Raw genomic sequence first — 21,608 nt, forward strand, 5'->3', positions numbered from 1 at the left:
ACCGCACCGCACGGCAAGACCACAGCACGACACCGACCGCTGGCCGGCACCCGCAACCCGGGGTGCCGGCCAGCGGCATTTCCGTGCCCTGACAACCCCGCATAAACCGCACCACGAAACCGGCACCTACACCCGGGGAGGCGGCCAGCGGCGTACCCCGGTCAGTTCTTGTGGTTGTGGGTGCGCCTGATATCGATCAGCGCGGTGATCAGCGCGAGCGCGATGATGCCGGTGGCGAGCATGAGGGACTGTTCGAAGGCGTTGGTCCAGTCCCCGCGGCTGTCGGCCAACGTGGAGAAGAACAGCGAGCCGACCGCGGCGATGCCGGCGGCGGCGCCGATCCGCTGGCCGGTCTGGAGCATGCCGGCGCCGCTGCCCGCCTGGTCGACCGGCACCTCGGACAGGGTGATCGTCTGGTTGGGGGCGATCACCAGCCCGCTGCCGATGCCGGCGACGAGCAGTGGGCCGGCGGTGACCCAGGGCGCCGGGGCGTCCGGGAAGAGGCGCAGTGCGATCACCGTGGCGGCCAGTCCGACCACCACGGTGAGCAGTCCGATGGCGACCAGTGGTCGGCCGAAGCGGTTGACGATGCGGCCACCGAGCACGGCGGCGGCCGCGGAGCCCAGGGCGAAGGGGGTGATGGCCAGGCCGGCGACGAGCGCGCTGTAGCCGAGCCCCATCTGCAGGAACAGGGTGAAGATGAAGAAGATCGCGGTGAAGCCGCCGAAGTAGACGAGCGCCAGGATCGAGCCCAGCGTGTACGACTGGAAGCTGAACAGTCGGAGGTCGAACAGGGGCTGGTGCTGGCGTGCGTACCGTCGTTCCCAGAGCCCGAAGCCGACCAGCACCGCCAGGCCGACCGGGATGAGCGCCCACTTCCACGGGGTCCGCCACTGCTGCTCCTGCACCAGTGGCAGCAGGACCAGGACCACACCGACGCCGAGCAGCAGGACGCCGACGGGGTCGAGTCGATGCCAGCCGGGTTGGCCGCTGGGGCGGCCGGGCAGCAGCCGCCAGCCGAGGATCACCGCGAGGACACCTACCGGCACGTTGACGAAGAAGACCCAGCGCCAGCCGTGTTCGTCGCCGCCGATGGCGATGAGCAGTCCGCCGAGCAACGGCCCGACGGCGGTGGAGATGCCAATGGTGGCGCCGAGCAGCCCGAACGGGCGGGCGCGTTCGGGCCCGCGGAACAGTTGCTGGATCAGCCCGATGACCTGGGGGTTGACGACGCCGGCGGCGGCGCCCTGCAGTAGTCGGGCGATGACCAGCCAGGTCGGGGAGGTGGCGAGGCCGGCGAGCGCGCTGGTGATAGTGAACAGCGCGATGCCGAAGACGAAGGCGTTGCGCCGGCCGCGGGCGTCGCCGAACCGGCCGGCGGGCACCAGTGCCAGGCCGAAGGTGAGCGCGTACCCGGAGAGAATCCACTGCAGGTCGCTCGACGACGCGTGCAGCGCCCGGTCGATGGAGGGCACGGCCACGTTGACGATGCTCACGTCGAGCAGCGTCATGAAGGCGGCGACGAGTCCGACGCCGACGGCCTGCCAGCGTCGTCGGTTCTCGGCGGCAGTCACCGGCTGTGGCGTCTGCGCCGCGCTCATCGTGCCCCCCGTCGACCCCTGGTCATCCATGGTTGACCGCTACCCGGGTCTTCGGGGGGCGAACCGTGCCGGTTGGTTCCGCGGGTCACGCCATCTGGCGGGCGCAGAACCGGGGACCGAAGTCGAGGCCGGCCATCGGTGAGTCCTCGCGGTGCAGCAGGCCCTTCTCGGTGAGCAGGTGCAGGGGGCTGCCCACCTGCTCCGCGGTGAGCCCGGATTCCTCGGCGATCAGGTCCGGGTATGGCACCTGCCCACGTGCCTCGAGGGTGGTGACCGCCTGGTACACCCGTTGCTCGGCCTCCGACAGTTGCACCTGCTGCATGGTTCCTCCTTGTGCTCGTCCGCCATTGCGGTGGCGGCTGCCGTGCGCCGGTTACCCCCTCGGTGCCCGAAGATGCACACCCGATCGGGCGGTCGCGACGGCGGGCGGGTCCGGCGGTCGGGCGGGGGAGGTGCCCTAGGCTGCTTCCGTGATCGTTTGGGATCTCGTCGTTGTCGGCGCTGGCCCCGCGGGGCTGTCCGCGGCGCACGCCGCTGCCCGTGCGGGCGTCTCCACCCTTGTCGTCGAGCGCGCAGTTCACCCGCGGTACAAGACCTGCGGCGGTGGCCTGATCGGCACCTCGCTGGCGGCCGTTCAGGATCGGATCGAGGTGCCCGCGCACGACCGGGTGGACCGGGTGACATTCACCCGCGACGGCCGTCGGGAGTTCACCCGCCGCAACGGCAGCCCGGTGGTGACGATGGTGCGCCGCGAGGAGTTCGACGACCGGCTGCGCGCGGCGGCGGTCGCCGCCGGCGCGCAGTTGCGGGAGCGGGTCGCGGTCCGCGCGATCGAGCAGGACCCTGAGGGGGTACGCCTGCGGCTGGCCGACGGTACGACGATCGCGGCTCGTGCCGTGATCGGGGCGGACGGCTCGTCGGGGGTGACCGGGCGGCACGTCGGGGTTCGGTACCGGCAGGTGGATCTGGGTCTGGAGTTGGAGATTCCGGTGCCGCGCGTCGAGCAGGAGCGGTGGCGGGGCCGGCTGCTGCTGGACTGGGGTGCCATGCCGGGCTCGTACGCCTGGGTCTTTCCCAAGGGTGACCGGCTGACCGTCGGCGTGATCGCCGCGCGCGGGGCGGGGGAGGGGACCCGCGACTACCTGCGGCAGTTCGTCGACCGTCTGGGTCTGACGGGGTTGCCGGCGGAGCACGACTCCGGTCACCTGACCCGCTGTCGGGCGGAGGATTCACCGTTGCGCAACGGCCGGGTGCTGGTCGTGGGGGATGCGGCGGGTTTGCTGGAGCCGTGGAGCCGGGAGGGCATCAGCTTCGCGTTGCGCTCCGGCGAGTTGGCCGGAGCTGCGGTCGCGGGCGGTGACCTGGCCGGGTACGAGCGGGCGGTGGCCGAGCGTCTGCTGCCGGAGATGCGGGCGGGCTTCCGGCTGCTCGACGTGTTCACCCGTCGCCCGGACGTGTTCCACGCCCTGTTGGCGACCCCGCCGGGCTGGCGGATGTTCGTGCAGTTCTGCCAAGGGCGGGCGAGCTTCGACGAGATGCTGCGCCGCCGCCCGATCCGGGCCGCCCTCGCGGTGCTCGACCGGTTGTCCCATCCGTCGCGCCAGGCCACCACCGCTCACCCAGGATCCTAGGACGCCTTACAGGGTGTGTGCTTGGCTACTGGTGTCGACCGGCGTGACCGCCGGACAATCACAGCGGAGCAGGAGGAGGCGCTGATGACCGAGCAGCCGTTCACCGACGACGAGTACGCGTTTCTGCGCCACGCGCGGTTCGGGGAGTTGCCGCCCGCCGTCCGTCCCGACGAGCGGGTGGCCCTGACCGAGACCGATCCCGGGCGCGACCGGCCGGAGGAGTCCGAGGACCCGATCCGCTGGAACGTGCAGGGCTGAGAACGCGCGACGGGCCGCGGGTGTCGCCACCCACGGCCCGTTCGTGATGCGCTGCGGTCAGAAGACGGGCACGCCCTCGCGGACCAGACGCCAGTTGGGCTGGAAGAAGTCGGCCGGGTCGATAGTCCCCTTGGCCTGCGCCCAGTCGATGAGCAGCTGACGGATCTCCTGCTGTGCGTTGTAGACCTGGGTCTTCACGATGCCGGGGAAGTTGCCGCCGCCGCTGCGCCGGTAGTTGTTCACCGCCACCACGAACTGGGCGTTGTCCGCCACCGGGGTGTCGGTGCCGGACAGCACCAGCCGGGTGATCCGCTGCCCGACCGGCTTGGAGATGTCGATGTCGTAGTCCAGGCCGGAGAAGACGTCGTAGTTGTAGTCCGGCACCGCCGGGTCGCTGATCTGCTCCGGGTCGACCGGGGAACCCGGCGCGAACGTACGGAAGTACTTCGCCGAGTACTCCAGGTAGGCGCGCACCTCGGCCCCGCTCAGCACGACCGCCTCGAGGGTGTTGTCGTACACGTACAGGCCGGCCACGTCGCGGATCTTCACGTCGCCGGCCGGGAAGACGGCGGTCCGGCTGAACGGCGCCGCGATCGACAGCACCGGCAGGTCCGCGTACGCCGTGCCGGCCAGCGCCGCGCCGACCACCTCGGTCTGCACGTGGTTGATGAAGTCCAGGATCGGCGTGTCCTTGTACCGCGACTCTGCCGCCGACAACTCCACGCTGGACGTGGCGACGACCTGGTTGACGTACGCCACGGTCTTCTGATGCTGGGCCCGCACGGCGGCGAGCACCTTCGGGTCCTCGACCACCGTGTTGGTGTTCAGCATGGTGGCGGCCTTCTTGGTGATCGTCCACCGGCCACGCTCACGGGTGAGGGTGAAGTCCATCCGGGTGAGCCGCTGGCCCCACTTCGACGGCTCGGAGAGCAGCACCTGCGTGCCGGTGCGCTCGTTGGTGACGAACCGCTCGACCACCTCGTTGTGCGCGTGACCGAAGAGGATCGCGTCGATTCCCGGCACCTGCTGGGCGATCAGCGCCACCGGGTTCTCGTTCGGCAGCTCCGGGCCGTAGCTGGAGGTGCCGCTGTCACCGCCGTGCGCCGAGATCAGCACGAGGTCCGCGCCACGGGCCCGCATGATCGGCACCCACTTCGCGGCGGTCGCGACCATGTCGTCGAAGCGCAGCTTGCCCTCGACGTTGCCCTTGTCCCAGATGGCCACACCGGGGTTGGTCAACCCGAGGATGCCGACCCGCAGGGTCGGCGCGGCGAAACCGAGGGAGACCTTCTTGATGACGTACGGCAGAAAGGCCGGCTTGCCGGTCTTCGCATTGACGGCGTTCGCGGCGAGCGCCGGGAAGCCGAGCTGGCGGATCCACAGGTCCAGCAACGGCAGGCCGTAGTTGAACTCGTGGTTGCCCAGGGTCACCGCGTCGTAGTCGATGACGTTCATGGCCCGTGCCATCGGGTGCGTCTCCCCGGTGGCGGTGATCGGCTCCTGCTTGGCGTAGTACGTGGCCAGCGGCGTGCCCTGGATCGTGTCGCCGGCGTCGAGCACCAGCGTCGCCTTGCCGCGCCGCTCCCGACGGATCTGGTTGATCAGGGTCGCCAGCTTCGCCACGCCGATGTCGTTCTGCTTGCTGTCGTCGTACTCGGCGTCGCGGTAGTAGTCCCAGTTGTAGACGTTGCCGTGCGTGTCCGACGTGCCCAGGAGGGTGAGGTCCCAGGTGCGGGGCCGGGCCGGGCCGGCCGCCTGCGCGGGCGCGGCGGCGATCAGCGGGGTGGTCGCCGCGGCCGCCGCCGCGACGAGCACCTGGCGGCGCGACGGGCCGGAGGGAGAGGTCATGACGTGCCTTTCCATGGGGGTACGCGCCTCGTGAGCGCCTTGCGCACCATAACCAGCACCTGGCACCACCGCCACGGCAGCCCCGATCGTTGCAGCGGTTTCCGCAGGCCGACGCAGGGTAGGGCGGTCAGGACGACATTCGCGGGAGAGCCCCGCTTCCCGCGCGCAGCGAGGAGATTTCAGTGAGCGAGGACCAGCACACCCAGCAGGATCCGACCAGCCAGTACGGCCAGCAGTCCGGTCAGCCCGCACAGCAGCAGTCAGCGCCCGGCTCGACCGGGGAGATGACCCCGAAGCCGGACCACGGGGAGGAGTCGTACCGGGGTAGCGGCAAGCTCGACGGCAAGCGGGCGCTGATCACCGGCGGTGACTCGGGGATCGGCCGGGCGGTCGCGATCGCCTTCGCCCGGGAGGGCGCGGACGTGCTCATCTCCTACCTGGGCGAGGAGGAGGACGCCGACGCCCGGGAGACCATCCGGCTGGTCGAGGCCGCCGGCCGGCGGGGCGTCGCGGTACGCGGTGACATCACCGACGAGGCGCACTGCCAGGAACTGGTCGACCGGGCGGTGCGCGACCTGGGCGGCCTCGACATCCTGGTCAACAACGCGGCGTTCCAGATGTCGCAGGACAAGGGGATCCTCGGCATCAGCACCGAGCAGTTCGACCGGGTGTTCAAGACCAACCTGTACGCGATGTTCTGGCTCTGCAAGGCCGCCATTCCCCACCTGGCCGAGGGGTCGGCGATCATCAACACGTCGTCGATCCAGGCGTTCGACCCGTCGCCGCAGCTGCTCGACTACGCGACCACCAAGGCGGGGATCGCCAACTTCACGAAGGCCCTCGCCGCCGACCTGGCCGAGCAGGGCATCCGGGTCAACGCTGTCGCACCGGGACCGGTGTGGACGCCGCTGATCCCGTCCACCATGCCGAAGGAGAAGGTAAAGCAGTTCGGCACCGACACCCCGGAGGGGCGTCCCGGGCAGCCGGCTGAGCTGGCGCCCGCGTACGTCTTCTTCGCCTCGCAGGAGTCCAGCTACGTGACGGGCGAGATCCTGGGGGTCACGGGCGGTCGACCGACCAAGTGACCCGCCGTCGGGTGGGCGTCCGCGCGGGATGCCCACCCGACGCTGTGGCCCGCTCGCGTCGCTTGTTCGCGTGGCTCGCTGGTCAGCGTGGCCAGGCGGCGAAGCGTTGCCGGATCTCGGCGACGTCGGCGGTGCCCAGGCCGTACCGGCCGAAACGCTGGTCGGAGAGCCGGTCCAGGTAACGGCCGGCGGCGCGCACGTCGTCCGGGTCCAGTGCGGGGTCGACCTGCCGTGCCAGCACCAACAGTTCGGTCACGTCGTAGTGGTCGAGGGCGGCGGCCACGTCGATGAAGTCGCGAACCTCCCGTCGGTTGACCAACGCCGCGATCTTGTTCGCCACCAGGTCGCGAACGTCCATCACCGGGCCCAGGTCCATCACCACCGGGCTCTGCTGGCGGTCCAACCGGGCGAGGCTGAGCCGGATCTGCCGTCCGTCGCGGCTCACCACGAAGTCCTTCATGTCCTGCTCGTACCCGTCGAACAGCTCGCCCAGCTCACTGTCCGGGTCGGCATCACTGACGATGAACCCCGCCCGCTCCAGGGCCACCCGCACTCCGGCGGACGCGGCCGCCGCAGCGCCCTCCACGTCCGCGAAGAGGTCCACGTCCTCCGTCGGTCGGGCGACCAGCCCGTGCGCCGCCCACGCCACCCCACCACCCAGAACGAACCGGTACGGCCCGGCGGCGGCCAGCGCCACCCGGGCCACCTCCCGGTAGAACTCGTGCAGATGAGGTTCGATCACGCCGCGCGCAGGCCGCGGTGCCGGCTCTCCCACGCCTGGCGTACGCCCCGAGGCAGGTTGAGCAGTCGCCACACCCGACGCAGCGTCCGCCCGTTGATCAGAGCGCGCAGATCGTCGGCCCGAGTGGTCTCGCGAAGCACGTTCTCGTACATCCAGAGCAGCTGGTCGGGGTCGCCGAGGTCGAAGGTGCGCTCGGCGTTCCACATCAGCCGTACCGGCAGCTCCACCACACCTCGGGTGGGGCCGGCAAGCTCGGCGAGCGTCCGTGCCACCACAGCGGGGCGACCCGGGCGGGCCAGAAAGGCCACGCCGGTCGCGGTGGGGGAGACGGCCTGCATGGTGTCAGGGTAACGCCCACCAGAGCCGGTGTCGCTCAGGTCGATCCCAGCACGCTGCTCCAGGCGCGCCGCCCGGCCCTCATCCACCTCCAAGTTTGTCCGGTTTGCGCGAGGTGGTGCGCTCGGCCCGTTCGTGATCGACTCGGGTTCCTTGAAGTCGGGGTGTGCGGGAGTCCGGGATGCTCCGACTTCCGTGAACTCGGGTGGGTCACGCGGGTGAGGGGCGTTTCGACGCCTTGGGTGCGGTGTTGTGTGGGTGGTTTGCCCGTTGGTGGGTGTTGTGGGGTGTGGCCGGGCGCACTCGTGGGCCGGAATCATGGCCGGGGCGGGGTCGTTACATACCCTGACGATCGCAGTACCACGACCCGCCGCCCGACCCTGAGGGCTGGTCGCGCAGGTTGGAATGCCAGCCTCCACCCGGTCGTTACAGTCCCCACGAACGACCGCAGGCACCGCCACGATGAGGGTGCCGACGGGTGGGCCAACCCGGAATGACCCGGGCCCCTCGGTCGTTACAACCCCCACGAACGACCGCAGGCGCCGCCACGATGAGGGTGCCGATGGATGGGCCACCCCCGGAATGACCCCGGCCCCCGGGTCGTTACACAGGGACCGGCGCCGCGAGCCCCCCGCTCGCTAGGTCGCCGCCCGACGCCCGACACGGCGTCACCCCCCAAACTTTCCCCCCTTGTACGTGCAGCGCCGGACGAGGTGCTCACACCCTTACCGCCGCCCCCCTTGGCGGTGCGGGTGTCCTACCCCCGAAGGAGCTACCCCCATGAACACGATCATGCGTAAGAGCATGCTGTCTGTTGCTGGTCTCGCGTTCGCCGGTGGTGTCTTCGCCGGTCCGATCGCCGCCCACGCCAACCCGGTGGATGCCAAGCCGGTCGCGGTGGCTGTGCAGTCGGCGGCGCCGAAGCCGCAGGGCGAGCAGTCCCACATCAGCCTCAACGACGAGCAGACCGCCAACGTCAAGGCGATCATCGCCGCCACCAAGAAGGCCGGTCTGCCCGAGCGGGCCGCGGTCATCTCGATCGCGACCAGCCTGCAGGAGTCGAAGCTGGAGAACCTGGGTCACCTGGGCGACAGGAACGACCACGACTCGCTGGGCCTGTTCCAGCAGCGCCCGACCACGGGTTGGGGCACGCCGGAGCAGATCACCGACCCCGAGTACTCGACGACCGCGTTCCTCAAGGGCCTGAAGCAGGTCGACGGGTGGCAGGACATGGCGCTGACCGACGCCGCGCAGACCGTGCAGGTGTCGGCCTACCCGGACGCCTACGCCCAGTGGGAGCAGCAGGCCACCGACCTGGTCGCCCAGCACTGGAACAGCTGACCCACACCACAGCACTGCCGCAGAACCGCACCGCACGGCAAGACCACAGCACGACACCGACCGCTGGCCGGCACCCCCACCCGGGGTGCCGGCCAGCGGCATTTCCGTTTCCGTGCGGCAGGCACCTGGTCGCTGGTCCCGGACGTCGCGACGCTGGCCGGGAGCGGGCGCCGCGGCGCCGGGAGCGGATGCCGCGACGTCAGATGCCCGCTGGGAGCGGATGCCGCGGCACGGGGTGGCCGCCGGGGGCGGACGCCGCGACGCCGGATGCTCGCCGGAGGCGGATGCCACGATGCCGGCGGGTGCTCGCCGGAGGCAGATGGCGGGGTCGCCGGAACCGGATGGTCCGTCGCCGGAACGGGATGCGCGCCGGCGGAGGCGGATGGCGCGGTCTGGTTGGTGGCTGCCAGCAGATCTTGGACAGTTTCCGTTCCGCGTGAACGGAAACTGTCCAAGATCTCGTGGGTTGCGGCCGAAGCGCGCGATGGCGAGTGTCGTGGTCGCGAGGCGACCGGCGTCAGCCAGCGAGGGGACCCGGCGGCGGGACGGCCCGGGGGAGCAGCGGGCGTTGAGGCCGCCGACCGTCCGCCGCTACCAGTGCTGCGGCCGCGCGGCGGGGCGTTGATGCCACGACTGGCCGATGCCACCAGGCGGTGCGCCGACGGCACCAGTCAGGCACCGACTGGCCGACGCCAGCCGGCGGTGCGGCGGAAGTGGAGCGGCCGCGGCTATCGGCGCGGCGCGATGGCGGGTGTCCAGGTCGTGAGGCGACCGGCGGTGCAGCGAGGTGACGCGGGACGGCCCGGCGGGGTGCGGGAACAACGCGGGGTGCGGGCTAGTTGTGGACAGTGTCGGTGTGACTCAGTGTCCCCGGGCCTCACCTAATATCGCCTTCGCGGAATACCGTTCGGCTGGAGCCGCGTCGTGCCACTCGCCGAGAGGCGACCTGCACACCGACACCAGCGCCGCCCCCGGCCCACCGGCCGGGGGCGGCGCTGTCTTGCATCCTCGGTTCGCGAACCTGTCTCAGTTGACCTATCTTCAGAGGGTCGCTCGCGTGGGAGGGGGTGTCGGGGTTGGGTCTACGGACCTTTATCGAGGGTTGGCCGGTCTACCGCCAGCTCACCGGCACGGACCCGCTGGGCCGGGGTGCCGCGGCGAAGTCCGACGGGTCCCGTGCGCTCACGGCCCGTACCGAGGACGCCGACAGCGTCGCCCGTTCGGTCTGCCCGTACTGCGCGGTGGGTTGTGGTCAGCGGGTGTTCGTGAAGGACGGGCAGGTCAGTCAGATCGAGGGCGATCCGGACAGCCCCATCTCGCGGGGTCGGCTCTGCCCGAAGGGTTCGGCGAGCAAGAGCCTGGTCACCAGCCCACTGCGGCAGACCACCGTCCGCTACCGCCGGCCCTACTCGACGCAGTGGGAGGATCTGGAGCTCGACACTGCGCTCGACATGATCGCCGACCGGATGCTCGCGGCTCGTGAGCAGACCTGGGAGGACGTCGACACGCAGGGCCGGCCGCTCAACCGGACGCTGGGTTTCTCCAGTCTGGGTGGGGCGACGCTGGACAATGAGGAGAACTACCTCATCAAGAAGTTGTTCACCGCGATGGGGGCTCTTCAGATCGAGAACCAGGCCCGTATTTGACACTCCGCCACCGTCCCCGGTCTGGGGGCCAGCTTCGGTCGTGGCGGTGCGACGGATTTCCAGCAGGACATCGCCAACGCTGACGTCATCGTCATTCAGGGTTCGAACATGGCCGAGGCACACCCGGTGGGTTTCCAGTGGGTGATGGAGGCCAAGCGTCGGGGGGCGAAGGTCTTCCACGTCGACCCGCGGTTCACCCGGACCAGCGCGGTGGCCGACTCGTACCTGCCGATCCGGGCGGGCACGGACATCGCGCTGCTCGGTGGGGTGGTGCGGTACATCCTGGACAACGAGTTGGACTTCCGGGAGTACGTGCTGTCGTACACCAACGCGGCGACGATCGTGAGCGAGGAGTTCAGCGACACCGAGGACGGCGACGGGTTCTTCTCCGGGTTCGACCCGGAGACCGGCACCTACGTGCAGGACAGCTGGCAGTACGAGGGCAACGAGGGATCCTCCGGCAGTGGGCACACGGCCAAGGAGCGCGACAGCGCGTCCGGGCTGGAGCACGAGTCGCACGGCGCGCAGATCGACGGGGACACCCCCCGGGACGAGACGTTGCAGCACCCGCGCTGCGTCTACCAGATCCTCAAGCGGCACTTCGCCCGCTACACCCCGGAGATGGTCGAGCGGGTCTGTGGCATCCCACAGGACAAGTTCCTGGAGCTGGCCGAGGCGTGGACGCGAAACTCCGGCCGGGAACGCACGGGGATGCTGATCTACTCGGTTGGCTGGACGCAGCACAGCGTCGGTGTGCAGTACATCCGCACCGGCGCGATCATCCAGCTGCTGCTCGGCAACATGGGTCGTCCGGGTGGTGGGGTCATGGCGCTGCGCGGTCATGCCAGCATTCAGGGCTCCACGGACATTCCGACGCTGTTCAACCTGCTGCCGGGTTACCTGCCGATGCCGCACCACGCCGACCACCCGACCTTCGACGAGTGGGTGGACAGCATCCGGCACCCCGGCCAGAAGGGCTTCTGGGGTAACGCCGGATCGTTCGCCGCCAGCCTGCTGAAGGCGTACTGGGGTGACGCGGCGACCCCGGAGAACGACTACTGCTACGGCTATCTGCCCCGGCTGACCGGTGACCACGGCACCTATCAGCAGGTGCTGAACATGATCGACGGCAAGATCAAGGGCTACTTCCTGCTCGGGCAGAACCCGGCGGTCGGCTCCGCGCACGGCCGCGCGCAACGTCTGGGCATGGCCAACCTCGACTGGTTGGTCGTCCGGGACCTGTTCATGATCGAAAGTGCGACGTTCTGGCAGAACGGCCCCGAGGTCGCCACCGGGGAGATCGTGCCGAAGGAGTGCCGCACCGAGGTGTTCTTCCTGCCCGCCGCGTCGCACGTGGAGAAGGAGGGCACGTTCACCCAGACGCAGCGGCTGTTGCAGTGGCGGGAGAAGGCCGTCGAGCCGCCAGGTGACGCCCGCTCCGAGCTGTGGTTCTTCTACCACCTGGGCCGCAAACTGCGCGAGAAGCTGGCCGACTCGCCGCTGCCGCGCGACCGGGCGCTGCTCGACCTCACCTGGGACTACCCCACGCACGGTCCGCAGGCGGAGCCGAGCGCCGAGGCGGTGCTGCGCGAGATCAACGGGTACGACGTGGCGACCGGCCGTCCGCTGTCCAGCTTCGCGGAGGCCCGCGCGGACGGCTCCACCGCCATCGGCTGCTGGATCTACACCGGGGTGTACGCCGACGGCGTGAACCAGGCGGCCCGGCGCAAGTCCCGACACGAGCAGGACTGGGTGGCCGCCGAGTGGGGGTGGGCATGGCCGGCGAACCGGCGCATCCTCTACAACCGTGCCTCCGCCGACCCGGACGGCAACCCGTGGTCCGAGCGCAAGCGTTACGTGTGGTGGGACGCGGAGAAGTCCGAGTGGACCGGTTACGACGTGCCGGACTTCGAGAAGACCAAGCCGCCGTCGTACCAGCCGCCACCCGGCGCGTCCGGGACGGAGGGCATCGCCGGCGACGACCCGTTCATCATGCAGGGCGACGGAAAGGGCTGGCTGTACGCGCCGAGCGGTGTCCTGGACGGGCCGCTACCGACGCACTACGAGCCGGTGGAGTCGCCGGTGCGTAACCCGCTCTACGGTCAGCAGGCCAACCCGACCCGCAAGATGTACGCGCACCCGGTGAACTCGGTGAACCCGAGCCCGCCGGAGCAACACAGTCAGGTGTTCCCGTACGTGTTCACGGTCAGCCGGCTCACGGAGCACCACACCGCCGGTGCGATGAGCCGGACGGTGTCGCCGCTGGCCGAGTTGCAGCCGGAGATGTTCGTGGAGGTGTCCCCGGAGCTGGCCGTCGAACGCGGCCTCGCCCACCTGGGCTGGGCGCACCTGGTCAGCGGTCGTGCCGTGATCGAGGCGAAGGTGTTGGTGACCGACCGGCTCACCCCGTTGCGCGTCGAGAACCGGTTGATCCATCAGGTCTGGTTGCCGTACCACTTCGGTTTCGAAGGTCTGGTGACCGGCGACTCGGCCAACGACCTGTTCGGTATCAGCCTGGACCCGAACGTGCTGATCCAGGAGAGCAAGGTCGGCACCTGCGACGTGCGGCCGGGTCGCCGACCGACCGGGCCGGCGCTGCTGGACCTGGTGGCCGACTACCAGCGGCGCGCCGGGATCAACCCGGGCCACAATGCCCCGGCGGTCACCACCGACAGCGAGGGAAAGGAGCACGGTGCTTCCTGACCCGAACAGCCTGTACGGCCCGCTGGACCCGGCACCTGACGCGGGCTACGAGAACGCGCCGCCGCGGATGGGGTTCTTCACCGACACCAGCGTCTGCATCGGATGCAAGGCCTGCGAGGTGGCCTGCAAGGAGTGGAACGGCGTCCCGGAGAGCGGGCTCGACCTGCTGGGCATGTCCTATGACAACACCGGCGCGTTGACCGCGAACTCCTGGCGGCACGTCGCGTTCATCGAGCAACCCCGGCCGGCCGGTCACCGCACGCCGCCGTTCGCGGGAACGCCGACCGACGGTTCGGTCAGCGCGGCGTCGGCGGCCGCGGCTGCCGGCACCAGCGAGCGCACCGGCACGGACCCGGGTGTGCCGACCGGCACGCCGTCCGCCGCCGCGCGGATGGCCGGGGGCGGGCCGGCGGACGTGCTCGGCGCGATCGCGGCCGATCCGACCGCCGCGGGCCGGGGTGACGCGGGGCCGCAGTTCCTGGGGATGCCGGGGGCCCAGCCACCGGGCCGGGGCACGGGCGTCGAGGAGCGTACGGATTTCCGCTGGTTGATGATGTCGGACGTGTGCAAGCACTGCACGCATGCGGCGTGCCTGGACGTCTGTCCGACGGGTTCGCTGTTCCGGACGGAGTTCGGCACGGTGGTGGTGCAGGAGGACATCTGCAACGGCTGCGGTTACTGCATCTCCGCCTGCCCGTACGGCGTCATCGACCAGCGCAAGGACGACGGTCGGGCGTGGAAGTGCACGCTGTGCTACGACCGGTTGGGCGCGGGCATGACACCGGCGTGCGCGCAGGCGTGCCCGACCGAGTCGATCCAGTACGGGCCCCTCGACGAGTTGCGGGAGCGGGCCGCCGCCCGGGTGGCGACGCTGCACGAGCGGGGCGTCCCCGAGGCCCGCCTGTACGGGCACGACCCGAACGACGGCGTGGGCGGTGACGGGGCGTTCTTCCTGCTCCTGGACGAACCCGAGGTGTACGGGCTGCCACCCGACCCGGTCGTGACCACCCGTGATCTGCCGAAGATGTGGAAGCGCGCCGGCCTCGCGGCCCTCGCCATGGCGGCAGCCACCGTCGCCGCGTTCGTCGGAGGTTCCTCATGACCCCACCGGGCCCCGTGGGCGATCGGTTCCGTCGCTTCCGGGAGCGGCTCGCCGCCGAGGGCGACGACCGACCACAGGTGAGCGACGAGCGGCGCAGTACCGCGAGCGGTACGGCGGCCACGAGCGGCGAGGAGCTCGCGAGCGGCGCGGTGGCCACGAGCGGTGGCGACCATCCGAACGACAGGGGCACCGCCGCCAGCAGCCGCCGGGGCGACCTGACGGCGCGGCGGAGCACCGAAGCCGGGGGCCGGCAGGGCCGGCGGGGCAGGCGGCGCGGCGGCGGTGAGGAACTGCGGGTGCCGGAGGCCGAGTTCACGTCGTACTACGGTCGGCCCATCCTGAAGGGGCCGGTCTGGAAGTGGGACATCGCCGCGTACCTGTTCACCGGAGGGCTGGCCGCCGGCTCGTCGCTGCTCGCCGCCGGTGGGCAACTCACCGGGCGGCCCGCGCTGCGGCGCGCCGGTCGGGTCACCGCGTTGGCCGCCGTCAGCGCCAGCGCCGTCTTCCTGGTCAAGGACCTGGGCCGGCCGGCACGGTTCCACCACATGCTGCGGGTGGCCAAGCCGACCTCGCCGATGTCGATGGGCACCTGGATCCTCACCGCGTACGGGCCGGCGGCGGGCGTCGCCGCGATCGCCGAGGCGGCCGGTGTGCTGCCCCGGCACGGTCTGCTCGGGCTGGCCGGCCGGGCGTTGCCGCCGATCGGGCACGCCGCTGGGCTGCTCGCCGCCGGTACCGCGCCGGCGCTGGCCACGTACACCGGGGTGTTGCTGGCCGACACGGCGGTGCCGTCCTGGCATGAGGCGTACCCCGAGTTGCCGGTGATCTTCGCGGGCAGCGCGTTGGCCAGCGGCGCCGGCGTGGGTCTGCTCGCCGCGCCGCCGGCCCAGGCCGGGCCGGCCCGCCGGATGGCGGTGGCCGGCGCGGCCCTGGAGCTGTACGGCGCTCATCGGGTGGAGACGCGCCTCGGCCTGCTCAGCGAGCCCTACCGGTTGGGTCGGCCGGGTCGGCTGCTGCGCGCCGGGCGGTTGCTGACCGCCGGCGGGGTGGCGGGTGCTCTGCTGGGCCGGCGCAGCCGGGTGGTCGGGGCGCTCTCGGGGACCGCGCTGCTGGCCGCGTCGGTGCTGACCCGGTTCGGCATCTTCTACGGCGGCGTCGCCTCGGCCCGCGACCCCCGCTACACGGTGGTGCCGCAGCGCGAACGGGTCGAGGCGCGGCGAACCGGCATGGATCTTCCATCTGATCGGGCGGTGCCGCCCGCGGTGTGATCGAATGTCCGGTGGAGGCGTTCAGGCGGCTGGTGCCCCTCCCGGTCTTCAAAACCGGAGTGGTCCGGGACCCGGGCCAGGCGGGTTCGATTCCCGTCCGTCTCCGCCACACCGCTTGCAGGAGATGACGTGATGGGCGACGGCCCGGTGGACCCGCGACGTCGGGTGCCCCGTACGGACACGCTGCTCGCCGACCCGGTGCTGGCCGCCGCCGCCGTGACCCTCGGCCGGGAGCAGGTCAAGGCGATCGTCTCCCACGCGCAGGGCCGCGCCCGCCGGGGCGAGCTCAACCCCGACGAGGTACGCGACGCGGCGGTCGCCGCGTTGCCCACGCCCGGCCCCCGGGTGGTCCTCAACGCCACCGGTGTCGTGCTGCACACCAACCTGGGCCGGGCGCCGTTGTCGTCCGCCGCGGTCGCCGCGGTGGTGGCCGCCGCCGGGCACACCGACGTCGAGTTGGACCTGGTTACCGGCCGGCGGGCCCGTCGCGGCCGGGGCGCGCTCGACGCGCTGGCCGCCGCGGTGCCCGACGCGGGCGCCGTGCACGTGGTCAACAACGGCGCCGCCGCGCTGGTGCTGGCCGCCACCGCGTTGGCCGCCGGCCGGGAGATCGTGGTCAGCCGGGGCGAACTGGTCGAGATCGGCGACGGTTTCCGCCTGCCCGACCTGCTGGAGAGCACCGGTGCGCGGCTGCGCGAGGTGGGCACCACCAACCGCACCACCCTTGCGGACTACGCCGGCGCGCTCGGCCCGCAGACCGGCTTCGTGCTCAAGGTGCACCCGTCGAACTTCCGGGTCACCGGCTTCACCTCCGCCGTCGGGGTACGGCAACTGGCCACGCTCGGGGTGCCGGTGGTCGCGGACATCGGCTCCGGGCTGCTCGGCGCGGACCCGCTGCTGCCCGACGAACCGGACGCGGCCAGCACCCTGCGCGCGGGCGCCGCGCTGGTCACCGCCAGCGGCGACAAGCTGCTCGGTGGGCCGCAGGCGGGGCTGCTGCTGGGTGACGTCGAGGTGATCGAGCGGTTGCGTCGCCACCCACTGGCGCGGGCGCTGCGGGTGGACAAGCTCACCCTGGCCGCGCTGGCCGCCACAGTGCACCAACCGGACACTCCGACCCGGGCGGCGCTGCACACCGACCCGGGTGCCCTGCGTGAACGGGTGGAGCGGCTGCGGGACCGGCTCGGCGCGGACGGCCGCAAGGCGGAGGTGGTGCCGGCCGTCGCGGTGGTCGGCGGGGGTGGCGCCCCCGGGGTGGAGCTGGACTCGTGGGCGTTGAGCCTGCCCGAGCGGTACGCGGTGCCGCTGCGCACCGGAGACCCACCGGTCCTGGGTCGGGTGGTGCGCGGCCGCCTCCTGCTCGACCTGCGCTGTGTGCCCGCCGACGCGGACGAGGCCGTCCGCGAGGCCGTGCTGCGCGTACCCGGGGAGGAGTGAGCGTGTTCGTCGTCGCGACCGCCGGGCACGTCGACCACGGCAAGTCGACACTGGTCCGGGCGTTGACCGGGATGGAACCCGACCGGTGGGCCGAGGAACGCCGCCGGGGAATGACCATCGACCTGGGTTTCGCCTGGACGACGCTGCCGTCCGGCGGCACCGTCGCCTTCGTCGACGTACCCGGGCACGAGCGGTTCGTGCCGAACATGCTCGCCGGGGTCGGCCCGGTCCCGGCGGCGCTGATCGTGGTGGCCGCCGACGAGGGCTGGATGCCGCAGTCCGCCGAGCACCTGGCCGCGCTCGACGCGCTCGGCGTCGCGTACGGCCTGCTGGCGGTGACCCGCGCGGACCTCGCCGATCCGGGGCCGGCGACGGCCCGCGCCCGCGCCGAGATCGCCGAGACCAGCCTCGGCGCGGTGCCGGCGGTGGCGGTCAGTGGCCTGACCGGTGCCGGCCTGCCGCAGCTGCGGGCGGCCCTGGACCGGCTCGCCGCCCAACTGCCCGCGCCGGTGGTGGACGACCCGGTCCGGCTGTGGGTGGACCGCAGCTTCACCGTGCGGGGCAGCGGCACCGTCGTCACCGGCACCCTCGGCGCCGGGCGGCTGCGCGTGGGCGACGAACTGGAGCTGGCCGGCGCCGACGAACCGGTCCGGGTCCGTGGCCTGCACTCTCTGGGCGAGGCCCGACCGGAGGCGGCAGCGGTCGCCCGGGTGGCGGTCAACCTGCGCGGTACGCCCCGCGACCGGCTCGGCCGGGGCGACGCGTTGCTCACCCCGGGCCGGTTTCACCACACCGACCTGGTCGACGTCCGGCTCGCCGGCGACCCGGCCGCGGACCTGCCGGCCACCCTCACCCTGCACGTCGGGTCGGCGGCGGTGCCGGTACGGGTGCGCCCGCTCGGCCCGGACACCGTCCGGCTGCGGCTGGCCCGCCCGCTGCCGTTGCTGGTGGGTGACCGGGCGCTGCTGCGCGACCCGGGCCGCCACCACGTCAGCGGCGGGGTGCGGGTGCTGGACGTGGCACCCCCACCGCTGGGCCGACGGGGTGCGGCCGCCGCCCGCGCCCAGGTCCTCGCCGAGTTGGACGGTCGACCCGACCTGGCGGGGGAGCTGCGCCGTCGCCGGCTGATCCGGGCCGGCGCGTTGATCCGGATGGGTGTGCCGGTGCACGCCGAGCCGGTGGCCGGTGACTGGCTGGCCGACCCCGCCCACTGGCGGGGGCTCGGTGAGCAGCTGACCGAGGAGGTCGCCCGGCACGCGCGGGAACACCCGTTGGAGCCCGGGATGCCGGTCGACGCGCTGCGTCAGCGCCTCGCCCTGCCCGACCGGGTGCTGGTCGAGGCGCTGGTCCGGCCGCCGCTGCGGATCCACGCCGGTCGGGTCGGGGCGGCGAGCGCCAACGCGCTGCCCGAACCGGTGGCCCTGGCCGTGCAACGGGTCCGCGCCGAGTACGGTGACCGGCCGTTCCGCGCCCCCGAAGCGGACCGCCTCGTCGACCTCGGCCTGGGCCCGCGCGAGATCGGCGCCGCGGTGCGGGCCGGCGCCCTGCTGCGGCTGGCCGACAACGTGGTGCTGCTGCCCGACGCGCTCGACGACGCGGTCCGCGTGTTGGCCGGGTTGCCGCAGCCGTTCACCCTGTCGGCGGCCCGGCAGGCGTTGGACACCACCCGCCGGGTGGCGGTGCCGCTGCTGGAGCTGCTGGACCGGCGGGGCGCGACCCGGCGGCTGCCCGACGACGCCCGCATCGTCGTCACCTGAGGGCGTGGCGCGCGCCGGGTCAACCGCTGTCAGTCCAGGTCGGACATGTCGAGCACGAAGCGGTAGCGGACGTCATTTCGCCGGAGGCGGTCGAGTGCCGTCTCCACCTGCGCCGACGGGAGCACCTCGACGTCGGCGGCGATGCCGTTGTCGGCGCAGAACTGGAGCATCTCGGCTGTCGAGCGGCGGCCTCCGCTGCCGGCGGAGCTGAGCTTCTTGCGGCCGACAAGGAGGTCCATCGCCTCGACGGTGACCGGGCCCAGGTATCCGAGCAGGCTGAGGGTGCCGTCCATCGCCACCACCTTCAGGTACGGGGCGAGGTCGTGCGAAGCGGAGATGGTGTCGATGACGACGTCGAAGGTGTCGCGTGTCGCTGCCATCTGGCGGGTGTCGGTGGAGTCCAGGAGATCGTGTGCGCCGAGCCGGAGGGCATCGTCGCGCTTCTCCTGGGTGCGGCTGATGACGGTCGTGGTGGCGCCGAGTGCCACGGCCAGCTTGACCGCGAGGTGACCCAGGCCGCCGAGCCCGGCCACGGCGACGCGACTGCCGGGGCCCACACCGAGGGCGCGCAGCGGTTCCCAGACGGTGACGCCGGCGCACATCAGCGGGGCGGCCGCGGCCGGGTCGAGGCCGGCGGGCAGCAGGTATGCGAAGCGGTCCCGCACGACGTACTCGCGGGAGAAGGCGCCCAAGGTGGTCGACCCGTCCTGCCGGTCGGTGCCGCCGTAGGTGAGAGTCGGGAAGGAGTGGCAGAAGTTCTCCTGTCCTGCTCGACACATGGCACAGGTGCCGCAGGAGTCCACGATATTGCCCACCGCGACGCGGTCGCCGACCGAGAAGGCAGTCACCTCGGCCCCGGTCCCGGTCACCACACCAGTGAATTCGTGACCGGGCACCAGAGGCGCCTTCGCATGCTGGTCATGGTCGCGCAGGGAGTGCAGGTCGGTGTGGCACACGCCGCAGTAGTCGACTCGCACCGCCAGATCGTCTGAGCGCAGGTCACGGCGTTCCAGCGACATACGCCGCAGCGCCGTCGGGCCGCTCGCCCGCCATCCGATGGTCGTTCGCATACACACATCCTTAAACAGACTGTTCGGTCTGTCGACCGTAGCCCTGGTCGCGGAGGGAAGCAAACCAACTGTTCTGTTGCTAGAGTGGCGGCATGCCGGAGCAGCCCCTGACCTCGCGCGGCACCGCGACCTACCAGCGCATCCTGGACGCCGCCACCGAGGAGTTCGCCCAGCACGGCATCGCCGGAGCGCGCATCGAACGCATCGTGACGGCGGCGCGCACCAACAAGGCGCAGCTCTACGGCTACTTCGGCGACAAGGAACGGCTCTTCGACGCGATCTTCCTCAGCTCACTGGAGCGCATCACGAACGTGGTGCCGATCGACGCTGACGATCTTGCCGACTGGGCCGTTCGCCTCTACGACGAATACCTGCGCCGCCCCGACCTCATCCGCCTCGCGACCTGGACGCGACTGGAGCGCCGGCCCGCCGGGCACCTAGTCGAGACCCACCAGCACTACGACGATCGCAAGCTGACGGCCATCGCCGAGGCGCAGGCCGCCGGGCGGGTACGTGCGGGCGACCCGTTCGACCTCATGGCTCTGGTCATCGCCATGTCCATGGCCTGGTCGCCGGTCAGCAACGTCTACGCGGCCAGCAACCAGGAACCCGACGACGTTCATGATCAACGCCGCGCCCTGCTGCGCGACTGCGTTCGGCGAGCCACTGTGCCGTCGGACAAGGATCAACCGGACCGTTGACCACCGCACGGCCGTCAGTCGCGCCCGATCCGGGGCTGACAACAGTGCGCCGAGGTGCGACGGTGAGCTGATGGTCGAGGCGATCCCCACCCGGTCACGGGCCTCCCGCCGCCGGCGGCGTGCGGTCGTCCCGGTGGTGCTGCGCTGGGCGCTGCCGGTGCTGTGGGTGCTGTGGGCGTCCCTCGCGTGGTGGGTCGAGCCGCGCGAGTCCACCGAGGCGCAGCTCGACCGGGATCTCGCGGCTGGCCAGGTGGTGGCCTTCCAGCGGTCGTCCGGCTGGGCCGACGACGGCGCGTACTGGGGGAGCCGGCCTCGGCCGCAGTATGCGACGAACGGCGGGATGCTCGCCTGGACCGTGCCGAACGGCCAGATCCGGTACGCCTTCGTCGACCCGCCCGCCTCGGCTTCGTACCCGGGCGAGCCGGACCTGTCGGCGAACGCCGGGCTGGACGGGCGGCTCGCTGCCGTGGCCGGTCCCGGGTGGGTCGGCGGCGACCTCGCGCACCGGATCGCGGGCACCGCCGGTCTGCTCGCCGGTGTGCTGACCGTGCTCTGGCTGGGTCGCTTGATCGCTGGCGCGCCGCCGCTGGCCGGCACCCGGTGGTTCTGGTTCTGGGTCGGGCTCCTGCCGTTCGGGGTGGGTGTGCTGGCCTGGACCTACCGGGAGCTGTGGAGACCACCGCCGGCGCCGGTGCCCGGCCGTGGCTCGGGGTGGCGTGGGTTCGGCTGGCTGATCCTCGCCGCAGTCGGCATCAGCCTCCTGGTGTCCGTTGCCCGCATCGTGGTCGGGACAACTGTGGTGCCGGGCTGAGCCGGCGATGCCGGGCCAACCGGCCCCGAGGTCGGCGACGGTCACCTACGGTGACGCCATGGACCCTTCGGCGGTCTGGCGGGACCGGCAGCACCGGTGGCGGATCGAGGCGTACCGCGCGCCGGACCTGCGCTTCGCCATCTACGCCACCAACGGCCCCACCGAGTCGGTGCCGCTGTGGCTGTTCGGGATGTCGGCGCTGGCCCGGTGGCTGATGACCCACGCCATCTCGCTGGACGACCTGGAGGTCGACTGAGCGGGGCGCGGTCGC

Annotated in this window: 18 protein-coding genes and 1 tRNA gene; 13 read left to right on the forward strand and 6 right to left on the reverse strand. The window is 71.8% G+C overall.

The annotated features are described in order from the left end of the window. Window positions 1-161 precede the first annotated feature (161 nt). Window positions 162-1,601, reverse strand: coding sequence for an MFS transporter (locus GA0070561_RS08365; RefSeq protein WP_091397887.1), 1,440 nt, complete (start codon window positions 1,599-1,601; stop codon window positions 162-164). A gap of 85 nt (window positions 1,602-1,686) precedes the next feature. Then, window positions 1,687-1,923, reverse strand: coding sequence for a hypothetical protein (locus GA0070561_RS08370; protein ID WP_091397890.1), 237 nt, complete (start codon window positions 1,921-1,923; stop codon window positions 1,687-1,689). Between the two features lie 148 nt (window positions 1,924-2,071). On the opposite strand from GA0070561_RS08370, the gene GA0070561_RS08375 reads away from it, so the two are divergent. Further along, on the forward strand, window positions 2,072-3,232 hold the full coding sequence (locus GA0070561_RS08375; RefSeq protein WP_091397894.1) for a geranylgeranyl reductase family protein: 1,161 nt from the start codon (window positions 2,072-2,074) through the stop codon (window positions 3,230-3,232). 84 nt (window positions 3,233-3,316) lie between these two features. Continuing rightward, on the forward strand, window positions 3,317-3,490 hold the full coding sequence (locus tag GA0070561_RS33525) for a hypothetical protein (protein WP_167362358.1): 174 nt from the start codon (window positions 3,317-3,319) through the stop codon (window positions 3,488-3,490). A gap of 57 nt (window positions 3,491-3,547) precedes the next feature. Here the strand turns inward: GA0070561_RS33525 and GA0070561_RS08380 are convergent, their stop codons facing one another. Next, window positions 3,548-5,338, reverse strand: coding sequence for a bifunctional metallophosphatase/5'-nucleotidase (locus GA0070561_RS08380; protein ID WP_091397898.1), 1,791 nt, complete (start codon window positions 5,336-5,338; stop codon window positions 3,548-3,550). A gap of 182 nt (window positions 5,339-5,520) precedes the next feature. Here GA0070561_RS08380 and GA0070561_RS08385 point away from each other — a divergent pair, with 182 nt between their 5' ends. Continuing rightward, the gene (locus GA0070561_RS08385; protein ID WP_091397901.1) at window positions 5,521-6,423 is read left to right on the forward strand and encodes an SDR family oxidoreductase; all 903 of its coding nucleotides are present in this window, start codon (window positions 5,521-5,523) and stop codon (window positions 6,421-6,423) included. Between the two features lie 82 nt (window positions 6,424-6,505). Here the strand turns inward: GA0070561_RS08385 and GA0070561_RS08390 are convergent, their stop codons facing one another. Both GA0070561_RS08390 and GA0070561_RS08395 read right to left on the reverse strand, forming a co-directional pair. Then, the gene (locus tag GA0070561_RS08390; protein ID WP_091400036.1) at window positions 6,506-7,165 is read right to left on the reverse strand and encodes a nucleotidyl transferase AbiEii/AbiGii toxin family protein; all 660 of its coding nucleotides are present in this window, start codon (window positions 7,163-7,165) and stop codon (window positions 6,506-6,508) included. Continuing rightward, the gene (locus tag GA0070561_RS08395) at window positions 7,162-7,503 is read right to left on the reverse strand and encodes a hypothetical protein (RefSeq protein ID WP_091400038.1); all 342 of its coding nucleotides are present in this window, start codon (window positions 7,501-7,503) and stop codon (window positions 7,162-7,164) included. Before GA0070561_RS08395 ends, GA0070561_RS08390 begins: the two co-directional genes overlap by 4 nt. Window positions 7,504-8,281: 778 nt before the next feature. On the opposite strand from GA0070561_RS08395, the gene GA0070561_RS08400 reads away from it, so the two are divergent. The 7 genes from GA0070561_RS08400 to selB all read left to right on the forward strand — a co-directional run bounded on the left by GA0070561_RS08400 (window position 8,282) and on the right by selB (window position 18,755). After that, entirely contained in the window at window positions 8,282-8,842 is a 561-nt protein-coding gene (locus tag GA0070561_RS08400) for a hypothetical protein (RefSeq protein WP_091397904.1), read from the forward strand. A gap of 1,076 nt (window positions 8,843-9,918) precedes the next feature. Beyond that, complete coding sequence (fdh, locus tag GA0070561_RS08410; RefSeq protein WP_279616351.1) at window positions 9,919-13,191, forward strand: formate dehydrogenase; 3,273 nt, start codon at window positions 9,919-9,921, stop codon at window positions 13,189-13,191. Next, the gene (locus tag GA0070561_RS08415; protein ID WP_258401312.1) at window positions 13,181-14,293 is read left to right on the forward strand and encodes a 4Fe-4S dicluster domain-containing protein; all 1,113 of its coding nucleotides are present in this window, start codon (window positions 13,181-13,183) and stop codon (window positions 14,291-14,293) included. Before fdh ends, GA0070561_RS08415 begins: the two co-directional genes overlap by 11 nt. Continuing rightward, window positions 14,290-15,561, forward strand: a complete 1,272-nt coding sequence (gene nrfD / locus GA0070561_RS08420; protein ID WP_208603710.1) for an NrfD/PsrC family molybdoenzyme membrane anchor subunit — start codon at window positions 14,290-14,292, stop codon at window positions 15,559-15,561. Before GA0070561_RS08415 ends, nrfD begins: the two co-directional genes overlap by 4 nt. A gap of 13 nt (window positions 15,562-15,574) precedes the next feature. After that, a tRNA-Sec gene (locus tag GA0070561_RS33530) sits at window positions 15,575-15,670 on the forward strand. A gap of 23 nt (window positions 15,671-15,693) precedes the next feature. Next, window positions 15,694-16,998 carry an L-seryl-tRNA(Sec) selenium transferase gene (selA, locus tag GA0070561_RS08425; RefSeq protein ID WP_091397913.1) on the forward strand — a complete coding sequence of 435 codons (1,305 nt, stop codon included), beginning with the start codon at window positions 15,694-15,696 and terminating at the stop codon, window positions 16,996-16,998. A 2-nt stretch (window positions 16,999-17,000) separates the two neighbouring features. Continuing rightward, window positions 17,001-18,755 (forward strand): selenocysteine-specific translation elongation factor, encoded by a 1,755-nt coding sequence (selB, locus tag GA0070561_RS08430; protein ID WP_091397916.1) that lies wholly within the window; start codon window positions 17,001-17,003, stop codon window positions 18,753-18,755. Between the two features lie 29 nt (window positions 18,756-18,784). Here the strand turns inward: selB and GA0070561_RS08435 are convergent, their stop codons facing one another. Continuing rightward, window positions 18,785-19,825 carry an NAD(P)-dependent alcohol dehydrogenase gene (locus GA0070561_RS08435; protein WP_091397919.1) on the reverse strand — a complete coding sequence of 347 codons (1,041 nt, stop codon included), beginning with the start codon at window positions 19,823-19,825 and terminating at the stop codon, window positions 18,785-18,787. Window positions 19,826-19,917: 92 nt separating this feature from the next. Between GA0070561_RS08435 and GA0070561_RS08440 the strand changes: the two genes are divergently transcribed. The 3 genes from GA0070561_RS08440 (at window position 19,918) to GA0070561_RS08450 (ending at window position 21,593) form a co-directional block, all read left to right on the forward strand. After that, the gene (locus GA0070561_RS08440) at window positions 19,918-20,526 is read left to right on the forward strand and encodes a TetR/AcrR family transcriptional regulator (protein WP_091397923.1); all 609 of its coding nucleotides are present in this window, start codon (window positions 19,918-19,920) and stop codon (window positions 20,524-20,526) included. A gap of 70 nt (window positions 20,527-20,596) precedes the next feature. Then, window positions 20,597-21,337, forward strand: coding sequence for a hypothetical protein (locus tag GA0070561_RS08445; protein WP_091397924.1), 741 nt, complete (start codon window positions 20,597-20,599; stop codon window positions 21,335-21,337). Window positions 21,338-21,395: 58 nt separating this feature from the next. Continuing rightward, entirely contained in the window at window positions 21,396-21,593 is a 198-nt protein-coding gene (locus GA0070561_RS08450; RefSeq protein WP_030327722.1) for a hypothetical protein, read from the forward strand. Window positions 21,594-21,608: the final 15 nt, after the last annotated feature.

The organism is Micromonospora saelicesensis, assembly GCF_900091575.1.
Taxonomy (GTDB): domain Bacteria; phylum Actinomycetota; class Actinomycetes; order Mycobacteriales; family Micromonosporaceae; genus Micromonospora; species Micromonospora saelicesensis.